The following is a 21,276-nucleotide window of genomic DNA, read 5'->3' on the forward strand; positions in this document are numbered from 1 at the left end:
TCCGCCGCGGCACGACCAACACCCAGCACCCCTGCACCCCACGACGCCCAGGAGCCCTCCGCATGACCACCACCGCCACGAGCACCAGCACCACCACCGACGCCGGCACGCTGCCGGTCGTCCCGCACTGGATCGACGGAGCCGAGGCCCCGTCCACCTCCGGCCGCACCGCCCCGGTCTACGACCCGGCACTCGGTGTCGCGACGAAGCACGTCGCGCTCGCGGACCAGTCGGAGATCGACCGCGCCGTCGCATCCGCCGCAGCCGCCTTCCCCGCCTGGCGCGACCTGCCGCTCGCGAAGCGTCAGCAGATCGTGTTCAAGTTCCGTGAGCTGCTCGACGCGAAGAAGGGCGAGCTTGCGGAGATCATCACGGCGGAGCACGGCAAGGTCGTCTCCGACGCGCTGGGTGAGATCACCCGTGGGCAGGAGGTCGTGGAGTTCGCGACCGGTCTCGCGCACCACCTCAAGGGCGAGTTCTCAGAGCAGGTCTCGACCGGTGTCGACGTGTACTCCACGAAGCAGCCGCTCGGGGTCGTGGGCATCATCTCGCCGTTCAACTTCCCCGCGATGGTGCCGATGTGGTTCTTCCCGATCGCGATCGCGGCCGGGAACACGGTCGTGTTGAAGCCGAGTGAGAAGGACCCGTCCGCGGCGATCTGGCTCGCGAAGCTCTGGAAGGAAGCCGGGCTCCCCGACGGCGTGTTCACGGTGCTGAACGGTGACAAGGAGGCCGTCGACGGGCTCCTCACCCACCCCGACGTCCGCGCGATCTCCTTCGTGGGTTCCACCCCGATCGCGAAGTACGTGTACGAGACCGGCACCGCACACGGTAAGCGCGTCCAGGCGCTCGGCGGGGCGAAGAACCACATGCTCGTGCTGCCCGACGCCGACCTCGACCTCGTCGCCGACTCCGCGATCAACGCCGGCTTCGGCTCCGCGGGCGAGCGGTGCATGGCGATCTCGGTCGTCGTCGCGGTCGAGCCCGTCGCGGACGAGCTCATCGCCAAGATCGCCGAACGCGCGGCGACCCTGCGGATCGGTGACGGCCGACGGAACTGCGACATGGGGCCACTGGTGACGAAGGTGCACCGCGACAAGGTCGCCTCCTACCTCGACATCGCCGAAACCGACGGCGCGACGATCGTCGTCGACGGCCGCAACACGCCCATCGACGGCGACCCGAACGGGTTCTGGCTCGGCCCGACCCTCATCGACAACGTCCCGACGACGTCGAAGGTGTACACCGAGGAGATCTTCGGACCCGTCCTCGCCGTCGTCCGCGTGGCCTCGTATGAGGAGGGTGTCGCGCTGATCAACGGTGGTGCGTTCGGCAACGGGACCGCGATCTTCACCAACGACGGCGGTGCGGCACGACGCTTCCAGAACGAGATCCAGGTCGGCATGATCGGCATCAACGTGCCGATCCCCGTGCCGGTCGCCACGTTCTCCTTCGGTGGGTGGAAGGACTCCCTGTTCGGCGACACCAAGGCCCACGGCGCCGAGGGCGTCCGGTTCTTCACCCAGCAGAAGGCCATCACCTCCCGCTGGCTCGACCCCTCCCACGGCGGCATCAACCTCGGCTTCCCCCAGAACTGAGGTTCCCGGCCCCTCGGCAGTGCTCCTCGCGAGCCTGCCGAGGGGCCGAGTGCTTCCGGGGGCCCTCGACAAGCGGGCCCTAAGGCTGTCTAAGGGCGGGAACGGGGTAGGAAACGCGGTCCCTGAGCCTGTCTAAGGGCGGGACCAGGGACGGTCCCGCCCTTGCCACGGGTCGGACTCAGCCGCGACAATGGCCCCGCCGACCACGACCGACGAGGGGCGCCACCGATGGCCATCGAACCGACCGAGCTCGACCACCGCTTCACCACGCCGATCGGCGTCGATGTGAAGGGCGACGTCTGGTCTTGCGTGGAGATGCCCGGCTCAGCCGAGTTCTTCGGCACCGGCAAGTCCGTCCGCGTCGACGCGACCGTCGACGGTGTCGAGCTCCCGAACGTCGGCCTCATGCCGACCGGCTCCGGTGGTCACATGCTGTCCATCAGTGCGAAGCTCCGGAAGCGCCTCGGCAAGGACATCGGCGACACCGTCGACGTCCACCTCACCCGCCGCCTGAGCTGAGCACAGGAGATCCGCGCGACAGCAGGAGATCCTGAGGGAGAACCTCCTGCTGCCGCGCGGATCTCCGGTGCTCAGCCGCCCGTGACCTGGCGGATGAGGTCCTGGATGAACGGCACCACGTCCGATGCCTGGTCGACGCCCGCGAAGGCGACCGCCAGCAGCGGCCACAGCGACACGAGGAGCGCCGAGATCACCGCGGCGACGGCGAGCACCCAGGAGAGTGCGCCGTTGCGACTGCGGACGCACCCGAGCAGGAACAGCAGCGCGAGGACGTACCCGATGAGGAGCGCGACCACGATGCCGCCGACCGGGACCCTGAGCGCACCGACCGTCGCGCCGTCGGCGGCGCCGATGAGCCCGAGGATCGGGATGAGCACGCCGACGACGATGAGCACGAGCAGGACGACACCCGTGATCGCAGCGGCCCACACGGCACGCGGACGCGGACGCGCACCGTACGACGTGGTCCGGCTGAAGAGCGGCATGTCACTGCTCCTTCGCCGGCGCCGCGGCTTGGGTGGCCGTGACCTCGGCGGAAGCGTCCGCCACCTCGTCGACGTCGGCGACCTTCGGGGCAGACTGGTCGTGCGCGTCCTCGCCGTCCAGCTCGGGGGCCGAAACCGGGTCCGCATCCGAGCCCGTCGCGACGGGCTCTTCCGCCGGAGCGTCCTGGATCGCGTCAGCAGTGCCGGCGGGCTCAGCATCGGCGAGGTTCGGGTCGGCGCCGTGCGTCACCTCCTCGGCGACGGTCGCGAGCGAGTCGGCCGCGGTGGCCAGCTCACGGGCGGCCTCGGCGAGTTCCTCCGACACGTCGTCGGAGGAATCCGACACCACCGCGTCGATCGGTTCACCGGCGACATCGCCGCTGGCCGCGAGCTCGCCGTCGGCACCGGCGGCCGCGCTCGGCTGCTCGTCTCCCAGCGACCGGCCGTCGTCGCCCTCGGACCGGCCGGTCCGCTGCTCGACCGCGTCACCAGCGACATCGGCCAGGTCGGCCGCTCCGGCTCGCGCCGAGTCCACCGCGTCCGCTGCAGCTGTCTTGGCGTTGGCCAACGCTTCTCCAGCAGCCTCCGCCGCGTCGCCGATCGCGGCACCCGTCGCGGACGTCGCATTGCCGACGGCGGCCTTCGCGTCGTCGATCGCCTCGCCCGGATCGGGCTCGATCGGGTCGAACGGCCCGTGGATGTCCGTCACCGTGATGTCGATGTCGACCGGTCCCGGGTGACGGGCCTCCAGCGCGGCCGCGATGTCGGCCCGGACCGTGTCCGCGAGCTCGTCGATGCTGGCCGGGTACTCGGCCACCAGTGAGACCTCGACGTTCAGCACGTCCTCATCGGCCAGGACGTTGACGCCGGGGACGGCGGTGCGACCGAGCAGGCGGGTGCGGGCACTGTCGATGGCGCGGGCCGTCGGGGACCCGAGGGCGTGCACGCCGGGGACCGTCTCGGCAGTCGTGGCGATGACCTGGGCGAGTTCGTCGGCCTCCTGCTCACGTCGCCGGCCGGAGTCGAGCTCGACCACCGGTGCGTCCGCCGCTTCCGGCGGAGCCACCGACTCCGACACCGACACCGTCGGCGTCTCGGCGGAGACCGAGTCGGCCACGGCCGGTTCAGCGGCCTCCGGACCAGCGACAGCCCCGTTCGCCGGCGCGACCACAGGAACGGGCGCGGGCCCACCCGCGTGCTCGCCGTCGTGCGACTCGATGCGACGGACCTCGTCATCGGGATGCGCGGGCACGAGCACCGTCGGGTGCTCCGCCCGGACCTCGGCCGGGGTGGGGATGTGCTGCTGGTCCGGGTGCTTCGTGTCGTCGCTCATGCGATCCTCCTCGCACCGCGTCGGCGGTGCATCGGTCCTACTGCTGTCGGTTCGGGTGCCGCGGCGGCACCGCGGGGTGTCGGGTCAGACGACCCGGTTCGTGCTGGCGAGCCGTGTGCGCAGCCCGCTGACGATCTGGATGACCACCGGGGTGGAGGTCCCGAGGACACCGTCCCACTCGTGGACGGCCGCCTCGATGTCGCGCCGCAGCTGGACGGGCGAGGCGCCACGACGAGCGTGTGCGGTGAGGCGCAACGTGGACTGCTTGCGGATCCGGAAGCCGGTGACGTCGACGGAGACCACGTCGGGGTTGCGCCCGATCGCCTCTTCGAGGACCTGCTCGGCGACCTTCACGTCGAGCACGACGCGACCACCGGTCGGGGTGTCCTTCGTCCGCTGCTCGTCGACCTGCAGCAGCGTTCCGGTGTGCCCGCGGCCCTGCCGGAACACGAACCAGAGGATGACGAGGATGAGCAGCAGGGCGACGACCGCCGCGACCCACAGGATCCACGGCTGGGCGTCGATGGTGTCGTTCGTCGGTCCGACAGCACGCTCGGCGTTCTCGCTGATCGTCCGCTGCACGTCAGGCAGGAGCGCCCCCACGGACAGGGCCGCGCCGGCCGCGAGGACGACGAGTCCGACCACGAAGATGAAGAACCGGTTGAGGAAGCGATTCGTGGAGTTCATCAGGCCACCGTTCCCTTGCTGCTCACGCGGACCTTGGCGCGGAGCGCCGGCCGGTAGTCGTAGGACGCGACCTCCGCGTCCACGGCCTGCTGGATCTCGCGCTGGTCGACGCGTCGGCCGCTCGTCGGCGTGACGTCGACGCGGGCGCTCCTGGCGCCGACGCTGACACTCACCTGCGAGGGGTCGATGTCACCGGCGTACGAGGCGACGCGGGCGAGCGACTGCGCGATCACCCGGTCGTCCACGACCGCCGCCGTGCGCTCGGCGATCGACCCGCGACGCCCTTGGCGGGCGGGAGCCAGCGACAGGACGATCAGCACGAGGCCGACGATCGCCGCGACCGCGCCGATGGCGACGAGGAGTGGGGCCGGGGCGGTCGCCGCGGTCAGCACCGCGGTGACGATGTCCTTCGGCGCGACGAGGAGCGCCGGCTGCCCGATCGCGGCCAGGACCGACTCGGTGCCGAGCCAGGCGAGCACGAGCGCGAGGATGATCGCGATCGTGATCGCGAGCGTCGACCGCGGCGAGTGGGTCTCGCGACGCACCGCGCGGCGATACAGGGCTGGGGTGCTCACAACACCCTCCTTCGTTCTTCGAGCTTCGCGCCCGTGATGTGGAGGTCGACGCGTCCGATCGTCGACCCGGTCAGGTCCAGGCACCGCTCTCGGATGCTGGTCTGTGCGCGTGCCAGGCGTTCGAGGACGGTTCCCGAGGTCCGGGATCCGGCGCCGAGCGGCGACACGTGGATGGGCGTGCTCGCGGTGACCGTGAGGGCCCCCTGGGCGTCGGAGAGCTCGACCGAGACCTCCGACGCCCGCACACCGAGTTCCTCCGCGGTGACGGCAGACACGACGCGACGCACGGCGCGGGAGCTGATCGTGTTGCGACCATGCACGGCCTGTTCGGCCGTCACCGCCGCGGTCACGACGACCGCCGCCCGCGGAGCGCGTCGGCGACACCGCGCAGGTCGAGCTTGCCCTCGAGCACGCGTCCGATGCCGAATCCGATCAGCATGAACAGTGCGACGAGGATCATGCTCCAGAACCCGAATGCGACGGCCGCCAGCGCCAGGACGGCACCGACGAGGATGCCGCGATCGGTCGTGGTCACTGGACGCGGCTCTCGTCAGCGTCGTTGTCGTCGTCCGACGGGATGTGGACGTCGGCGACGGTCACGTTGACCTCGGTGACGTCCATGCCGACGACGTTCGAGATCGCGTCGGTGACGCTGCGACGGACGTCGTCCGCGACGCGCTGGAGGTCGACGGGGTACTCGGCGACGATCACGATGTCAGCGGCGACCTGCTTCTCGCCGACCTCGACCGAGACGCCCTGACCGCGGTCCTGAGCGTTGATGGCGTTGCGGATGGCGCCGATGGCGCGAGCCGCTCCGCCACCGAGGTCGTGCACGCCGGGGACCTCGCGGGCTGCGATGCCGGCGACCTTCTGGACGACGCCATCGGCGATGACGTTCTTGCCCGTGGAGGTCGTTGCGGCGTGGTTCGCGGTGTCGGTGGTGTTCGACATGGTGTTGCTCCTTCGGTGTCTGGTGGTGCTGGTTCACGCTCCGGGTGTCCGGCGGCGGTGCCCGTGTTGCGGGCGACATCTATGAGACTGCGCGTCACGACCGAATCTCATGGTCCGTCTCGAACTTTTCCGGAAGCACTCATTTTTTGGATATCCGGCGACGGGCGTCAGCCGCGCAGGGTCTGGCTCGGGCCCTCGCCGAAGCGGTTCCGGTAGGCGGAGGCGAAGCGTCCGAGGTGGACGAAGCCCCACCGCTTCGCGACCTCACCGACCGTCGTCTCCTGCGGCGAGCTCTCGGCGAGCTCGCGACGGGTGCGGTCGAGGCGGATGTCGCGCAGGTAGGCGGTGGGCGACATGCCGAGTTCACGACGGCAGTGGAGCTGCAGCGTCCTCGTGTGCAGCCCGGCCGCCTTCGCCGCGTCCGCGGGCGTGATGGGCTCCGCCGCGTGATGGTGCAGGTACTCGACCGCGAGGCGTGTGCGCGCCATCGAAGGCTCGCGGAGCGGCTCCGGCAGGTCGACCACCGCCCACGGTGCGAGCTGGAGCAGCGCGAGGGCGAGCGGTCGTTGGGCGTTCACACGGAGCAGCGGAGGCGCCGTCTCGTCGGTGAGCACCGGCGTGGAGGCGTTCAGCGCCACGCGCCAGCGCTCGATCGCCTCGGGTGTCGGCGTCGCCTCGAGATCGAAGGACACCTGCTGACTCGGGCCGGCGTGGATCTCGGTCGCGATGTCTTCGAGGTACGGGGCGGAGAAGAGCACGGAGTTCTGCCGGTGCGGGGTGAGGTGCACCGTGTACGGCCGGTGGAACGGGAGGACGAACGGGTGTCGCGGGATCTCCATCCGTTGGCCGTCGCGGCGCACGATCCAGCCGCCGCCGGTCGTGACCCACGAGACCACGTAATCCGTGAGGCCCGGGGTCTCGCCGGTGACGTGTCCGGTCATCGTCGCGGTGCGGAGCGAGACACGGTCGTCGCCGATCGACACCCACTGGAACGAGAACGGCTCGGTGCCGCGGGTGACAGTGAAGCGGCTGCCGTCGTAGGCGCGCTCGTAGTTCTGCCGGGCGGTGGCCGGGTCGTCGCCGCTGACCGTGACCTTGCGGATCGGAACCGTCGACGCCGTACTGCTCGCACTGCCGAGCAGTGGGCTGGTGTCCGAGTCGCTCTCCGGATCTGATTCGGATGCGAGGAAGGAGTGTTGCATGGTCGTCCTTGTGCGAGTGGGGGTCTCTTCGTCGCGGGACGGGCCCCAGGGCCCCGTCGGTTTCCCGCGTCATTGGAGAGACGGACCGAGAGGAGGGAATCTCACGGTTCACTCATCAGTTCGTCAGACAACGCCGTTCCGGATGCCCTGCGGCAGGCGTTCGGGTGAAAAATCAGTAGTCGGGACCCCCGGTCCCTGCGCCACTCCTCCCGGTCCCTGAGCCACTCCACCCCGGTCCCTGAGCTTGTCGAAGGGCAGCCGAAAGCGCCCGTTCCGTCGTCCTGAAGCTCTTCAGACGACGCAACGGGCGCTCTCGGTGATGTCCCCGTGCCTCCTACGCGGCGTCCAGATACCCGTTCGGGTTGAGGACGAACTTCTGCGCAGCCCCCGCGTCGAACTCGGCGTACCCGCGCGGGGCGTCCTCGAGGGTGATCGCGGTGGCGTTGACGTTCTTCGCGATGTGCACCTTGTCGTGCAGGATCGCCATCATCAGGCCGTGGTTGTACTTCATGACCGGGCACTGACCGGTGGTGAACGACAGCGACTTCGCCCAGCCGGTGCCGAGACTCAGCGAGAGCGCACCCTTCTTCGCTGCCTCGTCGATGCCACCCGGGTCGCCCGTCACGTAGAGTCCGGGGATGCCGAGCGCACCGCCGGCCGCCGTGATGTCCATGAGCGAGTTGAGCACGGTCGCCGGTGCTTCATGACCCGCGTCACCACCGTGACCACGAGCCTCGAACCCGACGGCGTCGACCGCGCAGTCGACCTCCGGGACGCCGAGGATCTGTTCGATCTGCTCCCCCGGCTCACCCTTGGTGAGGTCGACGGTCTCGCAACCGAAGCTCCGCGCCTGCGCCAACCGGTCGGCGTTCATGTCGCCGACGATGACCGCAGCGGCGCCGAGGAGCATGGCCCCGGTCGCTGCGGCGAGGCCGACGGGTCCCGCACCTGCCACGTAGACCGTCGATCCGACGCCGACGCCCGCCGTCACCGCACCGTGGAAGCCGGTCGGGAAGATGTCGGAGAGCATCGTGAGGTCCATGATCTTCTCGAGCGCCTGGTCGCGATCCGGGAACTTCAGGAGGTTCCAGTCGGCGTAGGGCACGAGGACGTACTCGGCCTGGCCGCCGACCCAGCCGCCCATGTCGACGTAGCCGTAGGCGCTACCCGGGCGGTCGGGGTTCACGTTGAGACAGATGCCGGTCTTGCGCTCCTTGCAGTTGCGACAGCGGCCGCAGGCGATGTTGAAGGGCACCGAGACGATGTCGCCGACCTTGATGAACTCGACGTCCGGTCCGACCTCGACCACCTCGCCGGTGATCTCGTGTCCGAGGACGAGGTTCGGCGGTGCCGTGGTGCGGCCGCGGACCATGTGTTGGTCGGAGCCGCAGATGTTGGTCGCGACGGTCTTGAGGATGGCGCCGTGCGGGACTTTCCGGCCGACGTTGGCCGGGTTCACCCCCGGTCCGTCCTTGAGTTCGAAGGTGGGGTAGTCGATGTCGATGACCTCGACGACACCCGCTGCTTTGTAGGCGACAGCTCTGTTACCTGACACGTGATCCTCCTTGATCGCGGGCGCCCGTTGTGGGGCACCCTGTGTCTGCTCGACCCTATCCCGCCAGCGTCCGCAGCGGCAGGGGCGGACGTCCTTCGGTGGCCGCATCAGTCCGGTCCCTGAGCCTGTCGAAGGGCTGCCACCCCGTCCGCTCCCCGATCACTTCCGCCGGTCCCTGAGCTTGTCGAAGGGCACCCCTGTGGAGAGCGCGCTCGGTCGTCGGTACACCTTTGTCTAGGCTCCTCTGAAGCCGTCGAACCACACCTCGGCCACCCCCTCATGTACAGACTGAGGCCCAAAACGTACACTTGCGAGATGTCCCGGATCAACGTCACCGAGGCTCGCGCGAAGTTCTCCGAGCTCATCGCGCGATCCCACACTGAAGCCGTCTTCGTGGAGCGTCGCGGGCGCGCAGAGGCCGTCATCATCAGTCCCGAACAGTACGACCGGATGATGGAGGCGCTCGAAGACGCCGAGGACGCCCGTGCCTTCGACGCGGCGATGGCCGAGGAGGGCGACAGCATCCCGTGGGCGCAGGCGAAGGCCGACCTCGGCTGGGAATGAGTCGATACGACATCGAGCTGCGGCCGGCCGCGATCAAGGCGCTCCGCAGGATCGACCATCAGGACCAGCGACGCATCCGGGCCGCGATCGCTCTGCTTGGGGAGAACCCGCGCCCGCCGAATGCCACGGCGTTGCAAGGACGCCCCGGCTTCCGTGTCAGGGTGGGTAACTATCGGATCGTGTACACGATCGATGACGGTGTGCTCCTCGTGGTCGTCATCACGCTCGGCCATCGGAGCGACGTCTACCGGGGCTGACGTCCGGCGACCTCGTGTCGGCGCCCGCCTCTACGCTGGTGGAGCAGACCCCGAGGAGAGCACCCAGCATGAAGAAGACTCCCTTGGCGTTGCTCGTCGCGCTCCTTGCAGCCGTCGTGGTGATCGTCGCGACGCAGTTCGACGGCGGGATCGTGTTCGGCGAGCCGGGGTCACCAGCGCAAACGTCGCTCGCACCGACGCCCGCGGCGGTCAGCCCGAGCGCACGGGCATCGCTCGAGGCCGCCGGCTTCGCCGTCGTGGACGCGTCCGGGCAGTTGGTCGTCTCGGCCGCCGCAGTCGAAGACGCGCTGGCCGACGTCGACACCGCCACCCAGGTGGCCACCGGCTACGACCGGGACCGGTTCGGCCAGCGCTGGGCGGACATCGACCGCAACGGCTGCGACACCCGCAACGACGTGCTGGCACGCGACCTCGTCGACGTCACGTTCAAGCCGGGGACCCGCGACTGCGTCGTCCTCACCGGCGTGCTGCACGACCTCTACACGGGGTCGACGATCGACTTCCAGCGCGGTGAGCGGTCGAGTCAACTCGTCCAGATCGACCACGTCGTGCCGCTCGCGTGGGGTTGGCGTCACGGCGGGAACACGTGGACGGAGCAGCAGCGGGAGCAGTTCGCGAACGACCCGATCAACTTGCAGGCCGTCGACGGCGCGACGAACTCGTCGAAGTCGGACTCCGGCCCCGGCGATTGGATGCCGCCCGCGGCCGCCTCGCACTGCGAGTACGCGGCACGGTTCGTGCTCGTGCTGATGGCGTACGACCTCACGGTCGACGACGCCGACCGCCAGGCACTCACGGGCACGCTGGGCAGCTGCCGGGCGTAGCGACGTGTGGGAGCCGCACGAGAACAGGACGAACGCCCGAGAACCGGACGTTTCACGCGATTCCATCCGCTTCTCGCGCCGATATCCTGCTGTCAGGCGGCACGAAAAAAGCGGCCCACCGAAGTGGACCGCTTTTCACAATGTGCGCCCGAAGGGATTCGAACCCCCAACCTTCTGATCCGTAGTCAGATGCTCTATCCGTTGAGCTACGGGCGCATTGCTTGCTGAGAGAAGAGAACTTCGGCTCGGCAGGCCGAAGTAGAGCCTACAACACGGAAGCCGAAGACGCGAATCGCCCTTCGACAAGCTCAGGGACCGGGGAAGGTGACGCCCTTCGACAGGCTCAGGGACCGGAAGAGGTGGCTCAGGGACCGGAGGAGGTGACTCAGGGGCGAGTACGGCTCGGAGACCACGGAGGGGCTCCCCATCGACACGACGGGCGCCGACGTGGAACAGTCGATGCGACCACCTGCCGAGAGGACGACGTGAGCGCAGCACCAGGACCGACGAACGACGGCTTCACGATGATCGGCCAACCGCCCGTGCAGGCGAACCTCGTCCTCATCGTGATCCTGTCGGGCATCCTCGGCGGCGTCCTCGGCTGGATCACCGGCAGCGTCATCGACGGCATCTTCGACATCGCGCGCACAGCACTCATCGTCATCCCGGTCTTCTTCGTCATCACCGCCGGCATCTGCCTGTCCTACCTTCGGACCGCCTTCCGCCCGGTCGGCGTCGACGTCGGCCGCGGCACCGCGCTCTTCCGGGGCGAGACGATCCCGTTGCGCTCGATCGTGAGCGGCGAACTCCTCACCCGCAATCCCGCCGCCACCACGCCCGCCCTCAGCCTGCGACTCACGACCGACACCGGTGCACGCGCGCGCATCATCGTGAACGGCGGCTGGCTTCGCAGTCTCCCCACCTCCGACCTCGTGCCACTCGTCGCGCTCATCGCCGGCAGCGGCGTTCCCGACGACACCGGCCAGGATCCACTCGACGTCGGCCGGGAACGCATCTCGCGCTCACTCGCTGGGAAGGGCTCTGACGTCATGATCGGTCGACGCGGGTTCATCGCCGACTGCATCACTGCGGCGGAGTCCACCGGCGACGTGAAACTGCTCGAAGCGGTGGTCCAGGCCGCGGGGCCGCTCGGCCGGAGCATCCGAGACGAAGCGATGCGGGCCGCACAGGGCGCAGTGGAGGACGTCGTGCGCGCGCATCAGGACATCGCTCCGGCGGCGCCCGATGCTCCGAACCCGACTCCCCTCGTGCCGCCTGCGCCGCAGTACGGGTCGATCATCGCTGACGAGGACACGGGGACGGCGGTCGACGACGACACGGACGACGACCGGTTCCGTCGACCGGACGACCCGGCCCGGCTGGCCGCGGAGCAGATCGCCGACCGGGTGCACCTCGACAAGCTCGGTGACCGGAATGGGGCGCTCGGCAATCGGGATGCGGAGCGCGTCGGCCCGGACGACGGACGCGAGTTGCCATCGTGGATTCCGCCACAGGATCGGACGAGGGTCGGCTCCTGGCTCGCGGACGACGACGAGGTCGTCCACCTGCAACCGATCCCGGAGACGGTGGGCGCACGCACCCTCCGGAAGGTCTGCGACTGGATCCTCATCGGGCTCGCCGGCGTCGGCCTGCTCGCGATCTTCGGCGCAGCCATTGCCGAAGGCGTCATCGACCGCCTCCTGCCGTCCGACGCGAACGCGCTCGTCGCCGTCGCCGTGGTCGGCTCGGCGCTGCTCGCGTTCGTCGCGTGGATCGTCGGCGGCATCGCGCGGGCGAGGGAGATCCACCTCGCCCAGCGGTTCTCCCTCGACTGGCTCGAGCGGCGCGGGCCGGAGCAACGCCGCCGCGGACTCCCGCCCGTGCTCCTGCAGCACTTCCTCGGCCCGATCCCCGCGTCGCGCCTGTTCGCGGCCGGAGCGTACTTCGGCACCTGCGTCGGTGGCGTCGGGGTCCTCGCGGGTGCCTTCCTGTCGGTCGACCCGGAGGAGCTGGGCGCGACCGGACCGGTCATGCTCGGCGTCAGCCTCCTCCTCACGGCCGTCGGGACGGTGCTCTTCATCGTGCGATGGCGACGGGTGAAGCGGCAGCGGGCGCTGGCGATCGAGCTCGGCGGCGAGCGCCTGGCCTATCTCGGGAACCTGTAGGCGAGCGGGCGATCGGCGGGCCCTTCGACAAGCTCAGTGACCGGTAGAAGACACCCAGCCCTTCGACAAGCTCAGGGACCGGAAGAGGTCCGACCGCCCGTGGCGAGCTCAGGTGTCGTCACTGAGCGACGACCTTGGCGAGCACCCAGCGCGCCTTGTCGAGGGTGTTCGCGGGTGCCGGCAGGTACTGGAACGCCCGAGCACCACGCTGCACCGGCACGCCCTGCGCCTTCGCTGCCTCCTCCAGCTGCGTGGCGAAGCGCTGCCAGCCGTCGAGGCCCTGCGGGAAGCCGAGGTACTCCGTGAGCGACGTCACCACCACCTCGGAACCTGCGCCCGTCGACTGGACCTCGATCGTGACGTCGTCTTTGGCGACGTAGTCGATGCCCCACACGCCGGGCCGCAACGACTTGGCCTTGCGCTTCGGCAGCCCCTCGATGAGCGCGGTCGCACCGGCGGGGTCCGTGCCGAGGACGACCGAGCGCCCGAACTCCTGCAGCATCTCCGGCACCTTTGTGGCGCGACGGTTCGTCGCCGTCTCGCGCAGCTTCCGGCGACCGAGCCCCTTCAACACCCCCAGCCCGACGATGGCGAGCAGGACGAGAATGGCGATGATCGCGAGCACGTTGCTGTCCACAGGAGCCCCCCAAGGCTGTCGATTGCGGGCGGTTCGCCCAGGACGAGGATGCCTCAGTCCCGCCCCACGCTCAATGGGTACCGCTCCCCACCCTCACGCGCGGGAGCGATCCGCGTGGGTCAATGCGCCTGCGAACCGAGCTCGATGACGAGCACACCGACCGCGATCAGGCCGATGCCGACGATCATCTTCGGCGTCAGCTTCTCCTTGAAGAGCACGCGCGCTCCGATGGCCGTGAGCGCGACCCCACAGGCGGCCCAGATTCCGTAGGCGATCCCGACGGGCATCCCGTTCGCGAGCGCGATGGTCAGCAACCCGAAGGCGGTCACGTAGCACACGGCGACGGGAGCGATCCACCGCTTCTTGCGCAAGCCTTCCGAGGCGCGCAGGGAGAGCGTCGCCGCGACCTCGGTGACGATGGCACCGGCCAGGAGCAACCAGGTCATGCGCCGACCTCCTCGTTCGTCGCGCCCGGCTTCGGTGACTCCGGGGCGTGGCCCGTCTCCACGAGCACGACGCCGGCGATCACGATCGCGATGCCGAGCCCGATCATGAAGGTGAACTGCTCGCCGAACACGAGCGACGCGAGCACCGCGGTGAGCGCGACGCCGGCCGCAGCCCAGATGCCGTAGACCACCCCGATCGGCACCCCCATCCGGAGCAGGAGCGACAGGGCGACGAAGGCGCCCGCATACCCGGCCACCGCGAGGATCGACCACCAGGGGTTCTCGATGGCGCCACGGAGCGAGAGGGTCGCCGTGACCTCCAGCAGGATGGCGGCGGAGAGGATCAGCCACTTCTTCATCGCGCTTCACCTCCAGCGAGCGTCAGGAGTCGCGCGACCAGGTCGGCGCGCTGGTCGCGGCCGACGTCGAGGATGCCGGTCGCCTCGGCGATCCAGAGACCGTTCGCCGCCAACCAGACGAGCAGGAGGGAGGTCGAATCGGTGTCCTCGCCGAACCCGAACCAGGTCCGGAGGTACTCGAGCCAGGGAGCGGCGAGTTCGGGACGCCTGACCGCCTCGGCGAAGACGACGAACTCGCCCTGGCTCGCACCGCCCTCCCCGGCGAAGGCGACGAAGGCCCGCACCCGCTCCGCGAGCGTCGACGTCTCGAGCGGCGCCCCCAACTCCTCCACGAGCTCGCGCTGCCAGCGGGCGACGACGTGCTCGATCACCGCGATCATCATCGCGTCCCGCGAGGGGAAGTGGTAGCGCAGGCCGGCCTTCGTCAGACCGACATCCTGCGCCACCGCCTCGTAGGTGATGTTCGCCTCTCCGGAGGCGTCGACGACGCGGACGGCCGCATCGAGGATCTCGTTCCGTGCACTGGGTCTCATGGGAGTTACTTTAGCTTACGTAAGGTAAAGTAATCCTGGGAACGAACCGTGAGGAACAAACGCCCGGCGGCCCATGTGACGCTCTGTTTCGGGCCCCTCGCGAGCACCCGAGCCCCCGAGTACCGTCGTGCTGGACGGCGCCGTGATCGCCGTCGGACCCAGCCTCGACGAGACGACCCGGTGGTATCCCTGTGAGCAAGCGCATCATCCTCAACGCGTTCGACATGAGCTGCGTGACCCATCAGGCGCCCGGCCTGTGGAAGCATCCTGACAATCAGGCGCACCGCTACAACGACATCGACTACTGGATCGACCTCGCCAAGCTCCTCGAGCGGGGCACCTTCGACGCCCTGTTCATCGCGGACGTCGTCGGCATCTACGACGTCTACCGTCACTCCTCCGCGCCCGCGCTCATCGACTCGGCGCAGCTGCCCGTCGGCGATCCGATCATCCAGGTGTCGGCCATGGCGAAGGCGACCGAGCACCTCGGCTTCGGTGTCACCGTCGCGTCCACCTACGAGCTGCCGTACGCCCTCGCCCGCCGCTTCTCGACGCTCGACCACTTCACGAAGGGTCGGGTCGGCTGGAACGTCGTCACCTCCTACCTCGACTCCGCCGCCCGCAACCTCGGCCTCACCACCCAGATCAAGCATGACGACCGGTACGGCATCGGCGAGGAGTTCCTCGACGTCACCTACAAGCTGTGGGAGGGCTCCTGGGAGGACGACGCGGTCGTCATCGACCGGGAGAACGGCGTCTACACCGACCCCACCAAGGTGCACCCCATCAACCACCGGGGCGAGCACTTCCAGGTGCCCGGCATCCACCTCTCGGAGCCGTCGCCGCAGCGCACGCCCGTCATCTTCCAGGCCGGCGCCTCGGCCCGCGGTCGCCAGTTCGCGGCCACGCACGGTGAGGCGGTGTTCATCAACGGGCTCGTCCCGGAGCTGACGCGCAAGACGACCGACGACATCCGCGACCGCGCCGAGGCCCTCGGACGCCCGCGCGACAGCGTGAAGATCCTCACCCTCGCCACGGCGATCGTCGCCGAGACCGACGAGGAGGCGCAGGCCAAGTACGAGGAGTACCAGCAGTACATCTCGCTCGACGGCGCCCTCACCCTCTACGGCGGCTGGTCAGGCCTCGACCTCTCGTCGTTCGACCCCGACAAGCCGCTCAAGTACGTCGACACCGATGCGGCCCGCTCGGCACTCGCGATCTTCACGCTCGCCGACCCGGAACGCGAGTGGACGCCGCGCGACATCGCCCACTACATCGGCATCGGCGGCATCGGTCCCGTGTTCGTCGGCAGTGCCGCAACGGTCGCGGACGAGATCGAGCGCTGGATCGACGTCGCCGGCACCGACGGCTTCAACCTCGCCTACGTCATCACGCCCGGCACCTTCGAGGCCGTCGTCGACCTGCTCGTGCCCGAGCTGCGTCGCCGTGGTCGGGTCTGGGACGAGTACCCGGAGGGGACCCTCCGCGGCCGCCTGAACGGCACCGGCTCCCCCGTCGTGCCCGAGTGGCACCCGGCCCACCGGTACCGCGGTGCGTACGTCGGGCAGCCGTCCGCCGCCGACGACACGGCACCCTCCCTCTTCGAGACCGACAACGCCGACGCGGCAGACGACAACGTCTACGCCACCGAAGGAGCCTCCGCATGAGCACCGACACGATCAGCACTTCGACCGGCCCAGTGACCGGGCAGCCGGTCCTTGAGAGGCGCACCCACTGGTCCGGCACCGCCGACGACGCCGAGCTCGCACACTGGGACGCCGTCGCCACCGAGGTCGCCACCAAGCTCGCGGTCGACGTCCTCGAACGCGACCGCGCGAACCTCGACCCCACCACCGAGCTCGACCTCCTCCGCGAATCGGGCCTCGTCAACCTGCTCGACCCCGCAGTGTTCGGCGGTGGTGGCGGCCACTGGGAGAGCGCCTTCCGGGTCGTCCGCATCCTGTCGCGCGTCGACGCCTCCATCGGCCAGCTGCTCGCCTACCACTACATCAACGCGGGCAACATCGGCTTCACCGCCGACCCGGCCACGCAGGCCGAGTGGCACCGCAAGACCGTGGAGGGCCGGTGGATCTGGGGAGACTCCGTGAACCCGACGGACCCCGACCTCTCGCTCACCCAGGACGGCGACGCGTTCCGCCTCAACGGGCTCAAGCGGTTCTCGACGGGCGCCTCCGCCGGCGACGTCATCCTCGTCAACGCGGTCGTCCGCGGCGGCGACCACGACGGCACGATCTTCCAGTTCGTCCTCGACCACGACCGCGCCGGCATCACCTACCTCGGCGACTGGGACGCGCTCGGCCAGCGGCTCTCCGCCTCGGGGTCCGTGCGGTTCGAGGACGTGCTCGTCGAGCAGGCGGACATCCTCGGCACCGTCGGCGACGAACCGTTCTCCTCACTCGTGACGCCCGGCATTCAGCTCGCGTTCGGCAACCTCTACCTCGGCATCGCGGAGGGTGCGCTCGCGCAGGGCACGGAACTCGTCCGGGCACGGAAGAACGCCTGGTTCCTCAGCCACGCCGAGACCTACCGCGACGACCCGTTCGTGCAGCGCGTGATCGGCGAGTTCGTGTCGTCGATCGCCGCCGTCGAGGCGCTCGCCGACCGCACGAACGCCCGCTTCGACCGCATCATCGAGCGGGGAGCGGCGGTAACCGTGGAGGACCGTGGTGCCATCGCCATCGAGATCGCCAAGCTCAAGGTCGTCTCCACCGAGCTCGGCATCGAGGTCGCGAACCGCATCTTCGAGGTCACCGGGTCCAGCTCGGCGAAGGCCTCCGTGGGACTCGACCTGTTCTGGCGGAACGTGCGCACGCACTCCCTCCACGACCCGGTCGACTACAAGAAGCTCGAGGTCGGTGCGAACCACCTGAACGGCGAGCTGCAGCCGATCTCGCTCTACACCTAGGGGCTCGTCTGGTCCCTGAGCTTGTCGAAGGGCCCACCACACGACCAGCCCACCGCCGCCTCCGGAACGGAACCACATGACCTCCGCCACCACCTCCACCACCGCCCGCCCGGTCGGCTTCGCGGCCGCCCGGGAGCTGCTCCTGCCGCTGTTCGCTGAGATCCAGGCAGGCGCCGTGGAGCGCGAACTCGAGCACCGGCTCCCGCGGGAGGAGGTGCGGAAGCTCGCCGCCGCCGGCTTCGGCGCGCTCCGGGTCCCCGCCGAGTTCGGCGGTTCGGGACTCACCTTCCCGGAGTTCACCGAGCTCCTGATCGAACTCGCAGCGGCGGACTCGAACCTCCCGCAGATCTTCCGCGGCCACATCGCCCTCGTCGAGGACCAGCTGGTCGCGGCCCCGAGCGACCGCCGCACCGCCTGGCTCGAGCGGTTCGTCGCGGGTGAGATCGTCGGCAACGCCTGGAGCGAGGTCGGCTCCGGCGCACTCGGCGTCTCCGGAACGGTCGTCACCGAGCGCGACAGCCGCTACGTCGTGAACGGCCGCAAGTTCTACACGACGGGCAGCATCTACGCCGACTGGACGGACGCCACCGCGCGCCTGGTCGTCGACGGGCAGCCCGACACCGAGGTCACCGTGCTCGTCCGCACGAACCAGCTGGGTGTGACGATCGCCGACGACTGGGACGGCTTCGGGCAGCAGCTCACCGGCACGGGGACGATCGTGTTCGAGGACGCCGTCGTCGACGCCGACCAGCTGCACCCCTTCACCGACCGGTTCCGCTATCAGACGGCGCTCTACCAGCACGTGCTCATCGCGGTGCACGCGGGGATCGCGGCGGCGGTCGAGCGCGACGCCGGGGAGCAGATCCGTGCGCGCACCCGCGTGTACACGCATGGTCTCGCGCCGCTCGTGAAGGACGACGGGCAGATCCAGGCGGTCGTCGGCGAGATCTCGTCGATCGCGTTCGTCGCGAAGCAGACCGTCCTCGGGGTCGCCGCGGCGATCGAGCGTGCGTCTGAGACGGCCGCCGACCGGGATTCCGCGGACGACCTGCAGGCGAACATCGAGGCCGAGATCCGCTCCGCCCAGGCGCAGGTGGTGCTCTCGGAGCTCGTGCCACGCGCCGCGACGCTGCTCTTCAACACGCTCGGGGCCTCGGCCGTCAGCCGCACGAGCGCCCTCGATCGCCACTGGCGCAACGCCCGCACGGTCGCGTCGCACAACCCCGTGATCTACAAGACGCGGATCGTCGGCGACTGGTCCATCAACGGAACGCCGCCGCCATTCGTCTGGGCCGTCGGTACGGCCAAGCCGGAGTAGGCCCCGCGGCACGAGGACAGGACAGCCGCCCGAGAGCAGGACATTCCGCGTCGAAACGTCCTGCTCTCGGGCGGATGTCCTGCTGCCGCGCCGACGCGTGTCAGCTAGCGGACCCGTCGGCGGACGACACGACGTCCGGTCGGAGCCGTGGCGCTCCTGCAATGAACAGCCAGACACCGATTCCCGCCGACGCCGGCACGAACAGCCAGTACGTCAGAGCCCATTCAGGCGACGTCGCGAGCCCGAGGAGGAACACCGCCACCCCGCCTACGAGGACGACCGCGCCGAGGATCCGCAGGGCGACGACTCCACCGTCGAGCCAGTCAGCCGGCACGCGGGCCTGTCGCGCGCTCGTGGCGAGGACACCCACAGCGATGATGAACCCGAGGGGTCCGATGATGAAGAGCGCCGGGGCGTCCAGCACCTTCGTCGATGCCAAGGAAGGCAGAGACCCGAAGACCGAGATAGCCCCCGAGGCGACGATGCGTCGAGCCTCACCAGCGGGCATCGGCCCCCGGTGCGGAGCAGCGATCGTGGTAGCGGTGGTCATCTGAGCCTCCCTCGGTTCCGTGCGGGCCACCATACCTGGCGACCCAGGCGCATGCCACCGACCGCCGCCGGGTAGCGCGGCGAGGCCGCAGGAGCCAGACGGCATGCAACCCCAGAACACAGCCGGTCCCTGAGCCATACGCGGTCCCTGAACCGCAGCCTCGCCGGTCCCTGAGCTTGTCGAAGGGCAGCCCCACCGGACGAGCCCTTCGACAAGCTCAGGGACCGGAGGAGGTCACTCGATGGTCGGGGACCGGGACGTCACACCGGAGGCCACCTGCCGGCAGCCCGCGGCACGAGGGCAGGACATCCGCCCGAGAACAGGACGTTTCAACGGGAAACGTCCTGTTCTCGGGCGGATGTCCTGCTGCCGAGCGGGCGGGGGTCAGCGGCCGGCGAAGGCGCCCCGGTAGGCGCGCAGCGGGTGCGTCTCCGGGAGGGTGGGCTCCGCGCCGAAGAGTTTCTCTCGGAGCGTTCCCGGCGCGTATTCGCGCTGGGCGAGCCCGCGCTCCTGCAGCACCGGCATGACCTCGTCGACGAAGACCTCGTAGGAGTGCGGGATCATCCAGTTGGCGACGTTGATCCCGTCGATCCCGGCCGCGCGCCACTCGGCCAGGTGGTCGGCGATCTGCTCCGGCGTGCCGACCACACGGCCACGCAGCTTCGCGGTGAGCTTCGCGAGGTCGCGGACGGTCGGCTCGCGGTCCGGCGAGAGGGCCTTCAGTGCCTCGAGCATGCTGTGCCCGCCCTGGGTCTCGACGTCCTTCAGCGGAGTGTCCGGGTCGATCGGCTTCCCGGTCGCCTGGTCGGTGCCGAGGTTCGAGTGCGCGAGGAACGCGTCGGCCGACAGGAGGTCGTCGTACTCGGCCTCGATACGCTTCGCCTCCTCCTCGGTGCTGCCGATGATGAACGACATCGCCTGCCAGAACTTGACGTCGCGCGGGTCGCGGCCGGTCTCGGCGACGAGCGCGCGCGTCGACTCCGCGGACGCCCGCGCCGCCTCGATGCTGGGCGCCATCATGAACTGCACCTCGGCGTAGTTCGCGGCGAACGCCTTCCCCGCACCGGACGAGCCGGCCTGGAACAGGAGCGGCGAGCGCTGCGGTGACGGCGACGACAGGTGCGGGCCTTCCACTCGGTACCGTTCGCCGACGTGGTCGATCCGGTGCACCTTGGTGGGGTCGGCGAAGACGCCGCTGGCCTTGTCGGCGAGGAGTGCGCCGTCGTCCCACGACCCCTCCCAGAGCTTGCCGACGACCGCCACGTACTCCTCGGCCCAGGCGTACCGCTCGTCGTGCTCGACGAGACGGTCGAGCCCATAATTGCGCGCGGCGTTCTCGAGGAAGCTCGTGACGATGTTCCAGCCGACCCGCCCGCCGGACGCGTGGTCGATCGTCGAGATCTTCCGGGCGAAGGTGAACGGGTGCTCCTGCAGGATCGACGAGGTGAACGCGAGCCCGAGGTGCTCGGTGCTGATCGCGAGCGCCGACAGCAGCATGGACGGATCGTTGCTCGGCAGCTGCATGCCCTCACGCGCGTTCACATCGAAGGACGCCCCGGCGCCGCCGTAGACCCCGACGACGTCGGCGAAGAAGATCGTGTCGAACCGGCCGCGCTCGAGCGTCTTCGCGAGGTCGACCCAGAGGTTCACGTCGTCGAAGGTGTGCTGCTTCGCGTCCGGGTGGCGCCAGAGGCCGTGCTGCATGTGGGAGCCCGTGTTCATCACGAAGGCACCGAACTGGAGGCGGGAGGACTGAGCGGCGGTCATGCCC

General features: G+C 69.5%; 24 protein-coding genes and 1 tRNA gene. 9 read left to right on the forward strand and 16 right to left on the reverse strand.

All coding sequences use genetic code 11. The annotated features are described in order from the left end of the window. Nucleotides 1-62 precede the first annotated feature (62 nt). Nucleotides 63-1,598: a CoA-acylating methylmalonate-semialdehyde dehydrogenase gene (locus tag A4X17_RS16865; RefSeq protein WP_064296814.1), complete on the forward strand. Its 1,536-nt coding sequence runs from the start codon at nt 63-65 to the stop codon at nt 1,596-1,598. A 228-nt stretch (nt 1,599-1,826) separates the two neighbouring features. Beyond that, on the forward strand, nt 1,827-2,117 hold the full coding sequence (locus A4X17_RS16870; RefSeq protein WP_064296815.1) for a DUF1905 domain-containing protein: 291 nt from the start codon (nt 1,827-1,829) through the stop codon (nt 2,115-2,117). A 71-nt stretch (nt 2,118-2,188) separates the two neighbouring features. Here A4X17_RS16870 and A4X17_RS16875 read toward each other — a convergent pair whose 3' ends face one another. From A4X17_RS16875 to fdhA, 9 genes are all read right to left on the reverse strand, one after another. Beyond that, the gene (locus A4X17_RS16875) at nt 2,189-2,602 is read right to left on the reverse strand and encodes a hypothetical protein (RefSeq protein WP_064296816.1); all 414 of its coding nucleotides are present in this window, start codon (nt 2,600-2,602) and stop codon (nt 2,189-2,191) included. Nucleotide 2,603: 1 nt separating this feature from the next. Then, on the reverse strand, nt 2,604-3,935 hold the full coding sequence (locus tag A4X17_RS16880; protein WP_064296817.1) for an Asp23/Gls24 family envelope stress response protein: 1,332 nt from the start codon (nt 3,933-3,935) through the stop codon (nt 2,604-2,606). A gap of 84 nt (nt 3,936-4,019) precedes the next feature. Beyond that, the gene (locus A4X17_RS16885) at nt 4,020-4,622 is read right to left on the reverse strand and encodes a hypothetical protein (protein WP_064296818.1); all 603 of its coding nucleotides are present in this window, start codon (nt 4,620-4,622) and stop codon (nt 4,020-4,022) included. After that, nucleotides 4,622-5,197, reverse strand: a complete 576-nt coding sequence (locus tag A4X17_RS16890; protein WP_064296819.1) for a hypothetical protein — start codon at nt 5,195-5,197, stop codon at nt 4,622-4,624. The genes A4X17_RS16885 and A4X17_RS16890 overlap by 1 nt, the downstream gene beginning before the upstream one ends. Next, nucleotides 5,194-5,547 (reverse strand): hypothetical protein, encoded by a 354-nt coding sequence (locus tag A4X17_RS16895; RefSeq protein ID WP_064296820.1) that lies wholly within the window; start codon nt 5,545-5,547, stop codon nt 5,194-5,196. The genes A4X17_RS16890 and A4X17_RS16895 overlap by 4 nt, the downstream gene beginning before the upstream one ends. Then, on the reverse strand, nt 5,544-5,732 hold the full coding sequence (locus A4X17_RS16900; RefSeq protein ID WP_064296821.1) for a DUF2273 domain-containing protein: 189 nt from the start codon (nt 5,730-5,732) through the stop codon (nt 5,544-5,546). Before A4X17_RS16900 ends, A4X17_RS16895 begins: the two co-directional genes overlap by 4 nt. Next, nucleotides 5,729-6,148 carry an Asp23/Gls24 family envelope stress response protein gene (locus tag A4X17_RS16905; protein WP_064296822.1) on the reverse strand — a complete coding sequence of 140 codons (420 nt, stop codon included), beginning with the start codon at nt 6,146-6,148 and terminating at the stop codon, nt 5,729-5,731. Before A4X17_RS16905 ends, A4X17_RS16900 begins: the two co-directional genes overlap by 4 nt. 167 nt (nt 6,149-6,315) lie before the next feature. Continuing rightward, on the reverse strand, nt 6,316-7,350 hold the full coding sequence (locus tag A4X17_RS16910; protein ID WP_064296823.1) for a helix-turn-helix transcriptional regulator: 1,035 nt from the start codon (nt 7,348-7,350) through the stop codon (nt 6,316-6,318). A 334-nt stretch (nt 7,351-7,684) separates the two neighbouring features. Further along, nucleotides 7,685-8,905, reverse strand: a complete 1,221-nt coding sequence (gene fdhA / locus A4X17_RS16915; RefSeq protein WP_064296824.1) for a formaldehyde dehydrogenase, glutathione-independent — start codon at nt 8,903-8,905, stop codon at nt 7,685-7,687. Nucleotides 8,906-9,220: 315 nt separating this feature from the next. On the opposite strand from fdhA, the gene A4X17_RS16920 reads away from it, so the two are divergent. The 3 genes from A4X17_RS16920 (at nt 9,221) to A4X17_RS16930 (ending at nt 10,571) form a co-directional block, all read left to right on the forward strand. Then, nucleotides 9,221-9,469 carry a type II toxin-antitoxin system Phd/YefM family antitoxin gene (locus tag A4X17_RS16920; protein WP_064296825.1) on the forward strand — a complete coding sequence of 83 codons (249 nt, stop codon included), beginning with the start codon at nt 9,221-9,223 and terminating at the stop codon, nt 9,467-9,469. Then, nucleotides 9,466-9,726 (forward strand): type II toxin-antitoxin system RelE/ParE family toxin, encoded by a 261-nt coding sequence (locus tag A4X17_RS16925; protein WP_064296826.1) that lies wholly within the window; start codon nt 9,466-9,468, stop codon nt 9,724-9,726. Before A4X17_RS16920 ends, A4X17_RS16925 begins: the two co-directional genes overlap by 4 nt. Nucleotides 9,727-9,794: 68 nt before the next feature. Beyond that, nucleotides 9,795-10,571, forward strand: a complete 777-nt coding sequence (locus tag A4X17_RS16930) for an HNH endonuclease family protein (RefSeq protein ID WP_064296827.1) — start codon at nt 9,795-9,797, stop codon at nt 10,569-10,571. Nucleotides 10,572-10,714: 143 nt separating this feature from the next. Here the strand turns inward: A4X17_RS16930 and A4X17_RS16935 are convergent. Beyond that, nucleotides 10,715-10,787, reverse strand: a tRNA-Arg gene (locus A4X17_RS16935). Between the two features lie 269 nt (nt 10,788-11,056). Between A4X17_RS16935 and A4X17_RS16940 the strand changes: the two genes are divergently transcribed. Then, entirely contained in the window at nt 11,057-12,736 is a 1,680-nt protein-coding gene (locus A4X17_RS16940) for a hypothetical protein (protein ID WP_064296828.1), read from the forward strand. A 118-nt stretch (nt 12,737-12,854) separates the two neighbouring features. Here A4X17_RS16940 and A4X17_RS16945 read toward each other — a convergent pair whose 3' ends face one another. The 4 genes from A4X17_RS16945 to A4X17_RS16960 all read right to left on the reverse strand — a co-directional run bounded on the left by A4X17_RS16945 (nt 12,855) and on the right by A4X17_RS16960 (nt 14,711). Next, nucleotides 12,855-13,373, reverse strand: coding sequence for a hypothetical protein (locus tag A4X17_RS16945; protein ID WP_064296829.1), 519 nt, complete (start codon nt 13,371-13,373; stop codon nt 12,855-12,857). A 119-nt stretch (nt 13,374-13,492) separates the two neighbouring features. After that, entirely contained in the window at nt 13,493-13,819 is a 327-nt protein-coding gene (locus tag A4X17_RS16950) for a multidrug efflux SMR transporter (RefSeq protein WP_064296830.1), read from the reverse strand. Next, complete coding sequence (locus A4X17_RS16955; RefSeq protein ID WP_064296831.1) at nt 13,816-14,178, reverse strand: multidrug efflux SMR transporter; 363 nt, start codon at nt 14,176-14,178, stop codon at nt 13,816-13,818. The genes A4X17_RS16950 and A4X17_RS16955 overlap by 4 nt, the downstream gene beginning before the upstream one ends. Next, nucleotides 14,175-14,711, reverse strand: coding sequence for a TetR/AcrR family transcriptional regulator (locus A4X17_RS16960; RefSeq protein ID WP_064296832.1), 537 nt, complete (start codon nt 14,709-14,711; stop codon nt 14,175-14,177). The genes A4X17_RS16955 and A4X17_RS16960 overlap by 4 nt, the downstream gene beginning before the upstream one ends. Before the next feature lie 191 nt (nt 14,712-14,902). On the opposite strand from A4X17_RS16960, the gene A4X17_RS16965 reads away from it, so the two are divergent. The 3 genes from A4X17_RS16965 (at nt 14,903) to A4X17_RS16975 (ending at nt 18,955) form a co-directional block, all read left to right on the forward strand. Then, entirely contained in the window at nt 14,903-16,378 is a 1,476-nt protein-coding gene (locus A4X17_RS16965; protein ID WP_082916255.1) for an LLM class flavin-dependent oxidoreductase, read from the forward strand. Further along, a complete protein-coding gene (locus A4X17_RS16970) occupies nt 16,375-17,637 on the forward strand; it encodes an acyl-CoA dehydrogenase family protein (protein ID WP_082916256.1) in 1,263 nt (420 codons plus the stop codon). Before A4X17_RS16965 ends, A4X17_RS16970 begins: the two co-directional genes overlap by 4 nt. Before the next feature lie 76 nt (nt 17,638-17,713). Beyond that, the gene (locus tag A4X17_RS16975; protein ID WP_064296833.1) at nt 17,714-18,955 is read left to right on the forward strand and encodes an acyl-CoA dehydrogenase family protein; all 1,242 of its coding nucleotides are present in this window, start codon (nt 17,714-17,716) and stop codon (nt 18,953-18,955) included. A 100-nt stretch (nt 18,956-19,055) separates the two neighbouring features. Here the strand turns inward: A4X17_RS16975 and A4X17_RS16980 are convergent, their stop codons facing one another. Next, nucleotides 19,056-19,505 (reverse strand): hypothetical protein, encoded by a 450-nt coding sequence (locus A4X17_RS16980; RefSeq protein ID WP_157583589.1) that lies wholly within the window; start codon nt 19,503-19,505, stop codon nt 19,056-19,058. Nucleotides 19,506-19,889: 384 nt separating this feature from the next. Next, a complete protein-coding gene (locus A4X17_RS16985) occupies nt 19,890-21,272 on the reverse strand; it encodes an LLM class flavin-dependent oxidoreductase (protein ID WP_064296835.1) in 1,383 nt (460 codons plus the stop codon). Between the last annotated feature and the right edge of the window lie 4 nt (nt 21,273-21,276).

It is taken from the genome of Plantibacter sp. H53, assembly GCF_001650455.1.
In the GTDB taxonomy this organism is placed as follows: domain Bacteria; phylum Actinomycetota; class Actinomycetes; order Actinomycetales; family Microbacteriaceae; genus Plantibacter; species Plantibacter flavus_A.

Coding starts and splice junctions, on each gene's coding strand:
- A4X17_RS16930 (WP_064296827.1), top strand. CDS start 9,795: ATGAAGAAGACTCCCTTGGCGTTGCTCGTCGCGCTCCTTGCAGCCGTC.
- A4X17_RS16950 (WP_064296830.1), bottom strand. CDS start 13,819: ATGACCTGGTTGCTCCTGGCCGGTGCCATCGTCACCGAGGTCGCGGCG.
- A4X17_RS16910 (WP_064296823.1), bottom strand. CDS start 7,350: ATGCAACACTCCTTCCTCGCATCCGAATCAGATCCGGAGAGCGACTCG.
- A4X17_RS16955 (WP_064296831.1), bottom strand. CDS start 14,178: ATGAAGAAGTGGCTGATCCTCTCCGCCGCCATCCTGCTGGAGGTCACG.
- A4X17_RS16920 (WP_064296825.1), top strand. CDS start 9,221: ATGTCCCGGATCAACGTCACCGAGGCTCGCGCGAAGTTCTCCGAGCTC.
- A4X17_RS16905 (WP_064296822.1), bottom strand. CDS start 6,148: ATGTCGAACACCACCGACACCGCGAACCACGCCGCAACGACCTCCACG.
- A4X17_RS16885 (WP_064296818.1), bottom strand. CDS start 4,622: ATGAACTCCACGAATCGCTTCCTCAACCGGTTCTTCATCTTCGTGGTC.
- A4X17_RS16880 (WP_064296817.1), bottom strand. CDS start 3,935: ATGAGCGACGACACGAAGCACCCGGACCAGCAGCACATCCCCACCCCG.
- A4X17_RS16985 (WP_064296835.1), bottom strand. CDS start 21,272: ATGACCGCCGCTCAGTCCTCCCGCCTCCAGTTCGGTGCCTTCGTGATG.
- A4X17_RS16970 (WP_082916256.1), top strand. CDS start 16,375: ATGAGCACCGACACGATCAGCACTTCGACCGGCCCAGTGACCGGGCAG.
- A4X17_RS16865 (WP_064296814.1), top strand. CDS start 63: ATGACCACCACCGCCACGAGCACCAGCACCACCACCGACGCCGGCACG.
- A4X17_RS16870 (WP_064296815.1), top strand. CDS start 1,827: ATGGCCATCGAACCGACCGAGCTCGACCACCGCTTCACCACGCCGATC.
- A4X17_RS16975 (WP_064296833.1), top strand. CDS start 17,714: ATGACCTCCGCCACCACCTCCACCACCGCCCGCCCGGTCGGCTTCGCG.
- A4X17_RS16960 (WP_064296832.1), bottom strand. CDS start 14,711: ATGAGACCCAGTGCACGGAACGAGATCCTCGATGCGGCCGTCCGCGTC.
- A4X17_RS16980 (WP_157583589.1), bottom strand. CDS start 19,505: ATGACCACCGCTACCACGATCGCTGCTCCGCACCGGGGGCCGATGCCC.
- A4X17_RS16925 (WP_064296826.1), top strand. CDS start 9,466: ATGAGTCGATACGACATCGAGCTGCGGCCGGCCGCGATCAAGGCGCTC.
- A4X17_RS16875 (WP_064296816.1), bottom strand. CDS start 2,602: ATGCCGCTCTTCAGCCGGACCACGTCGTACGGTGCGCGTCCGCGTCCG.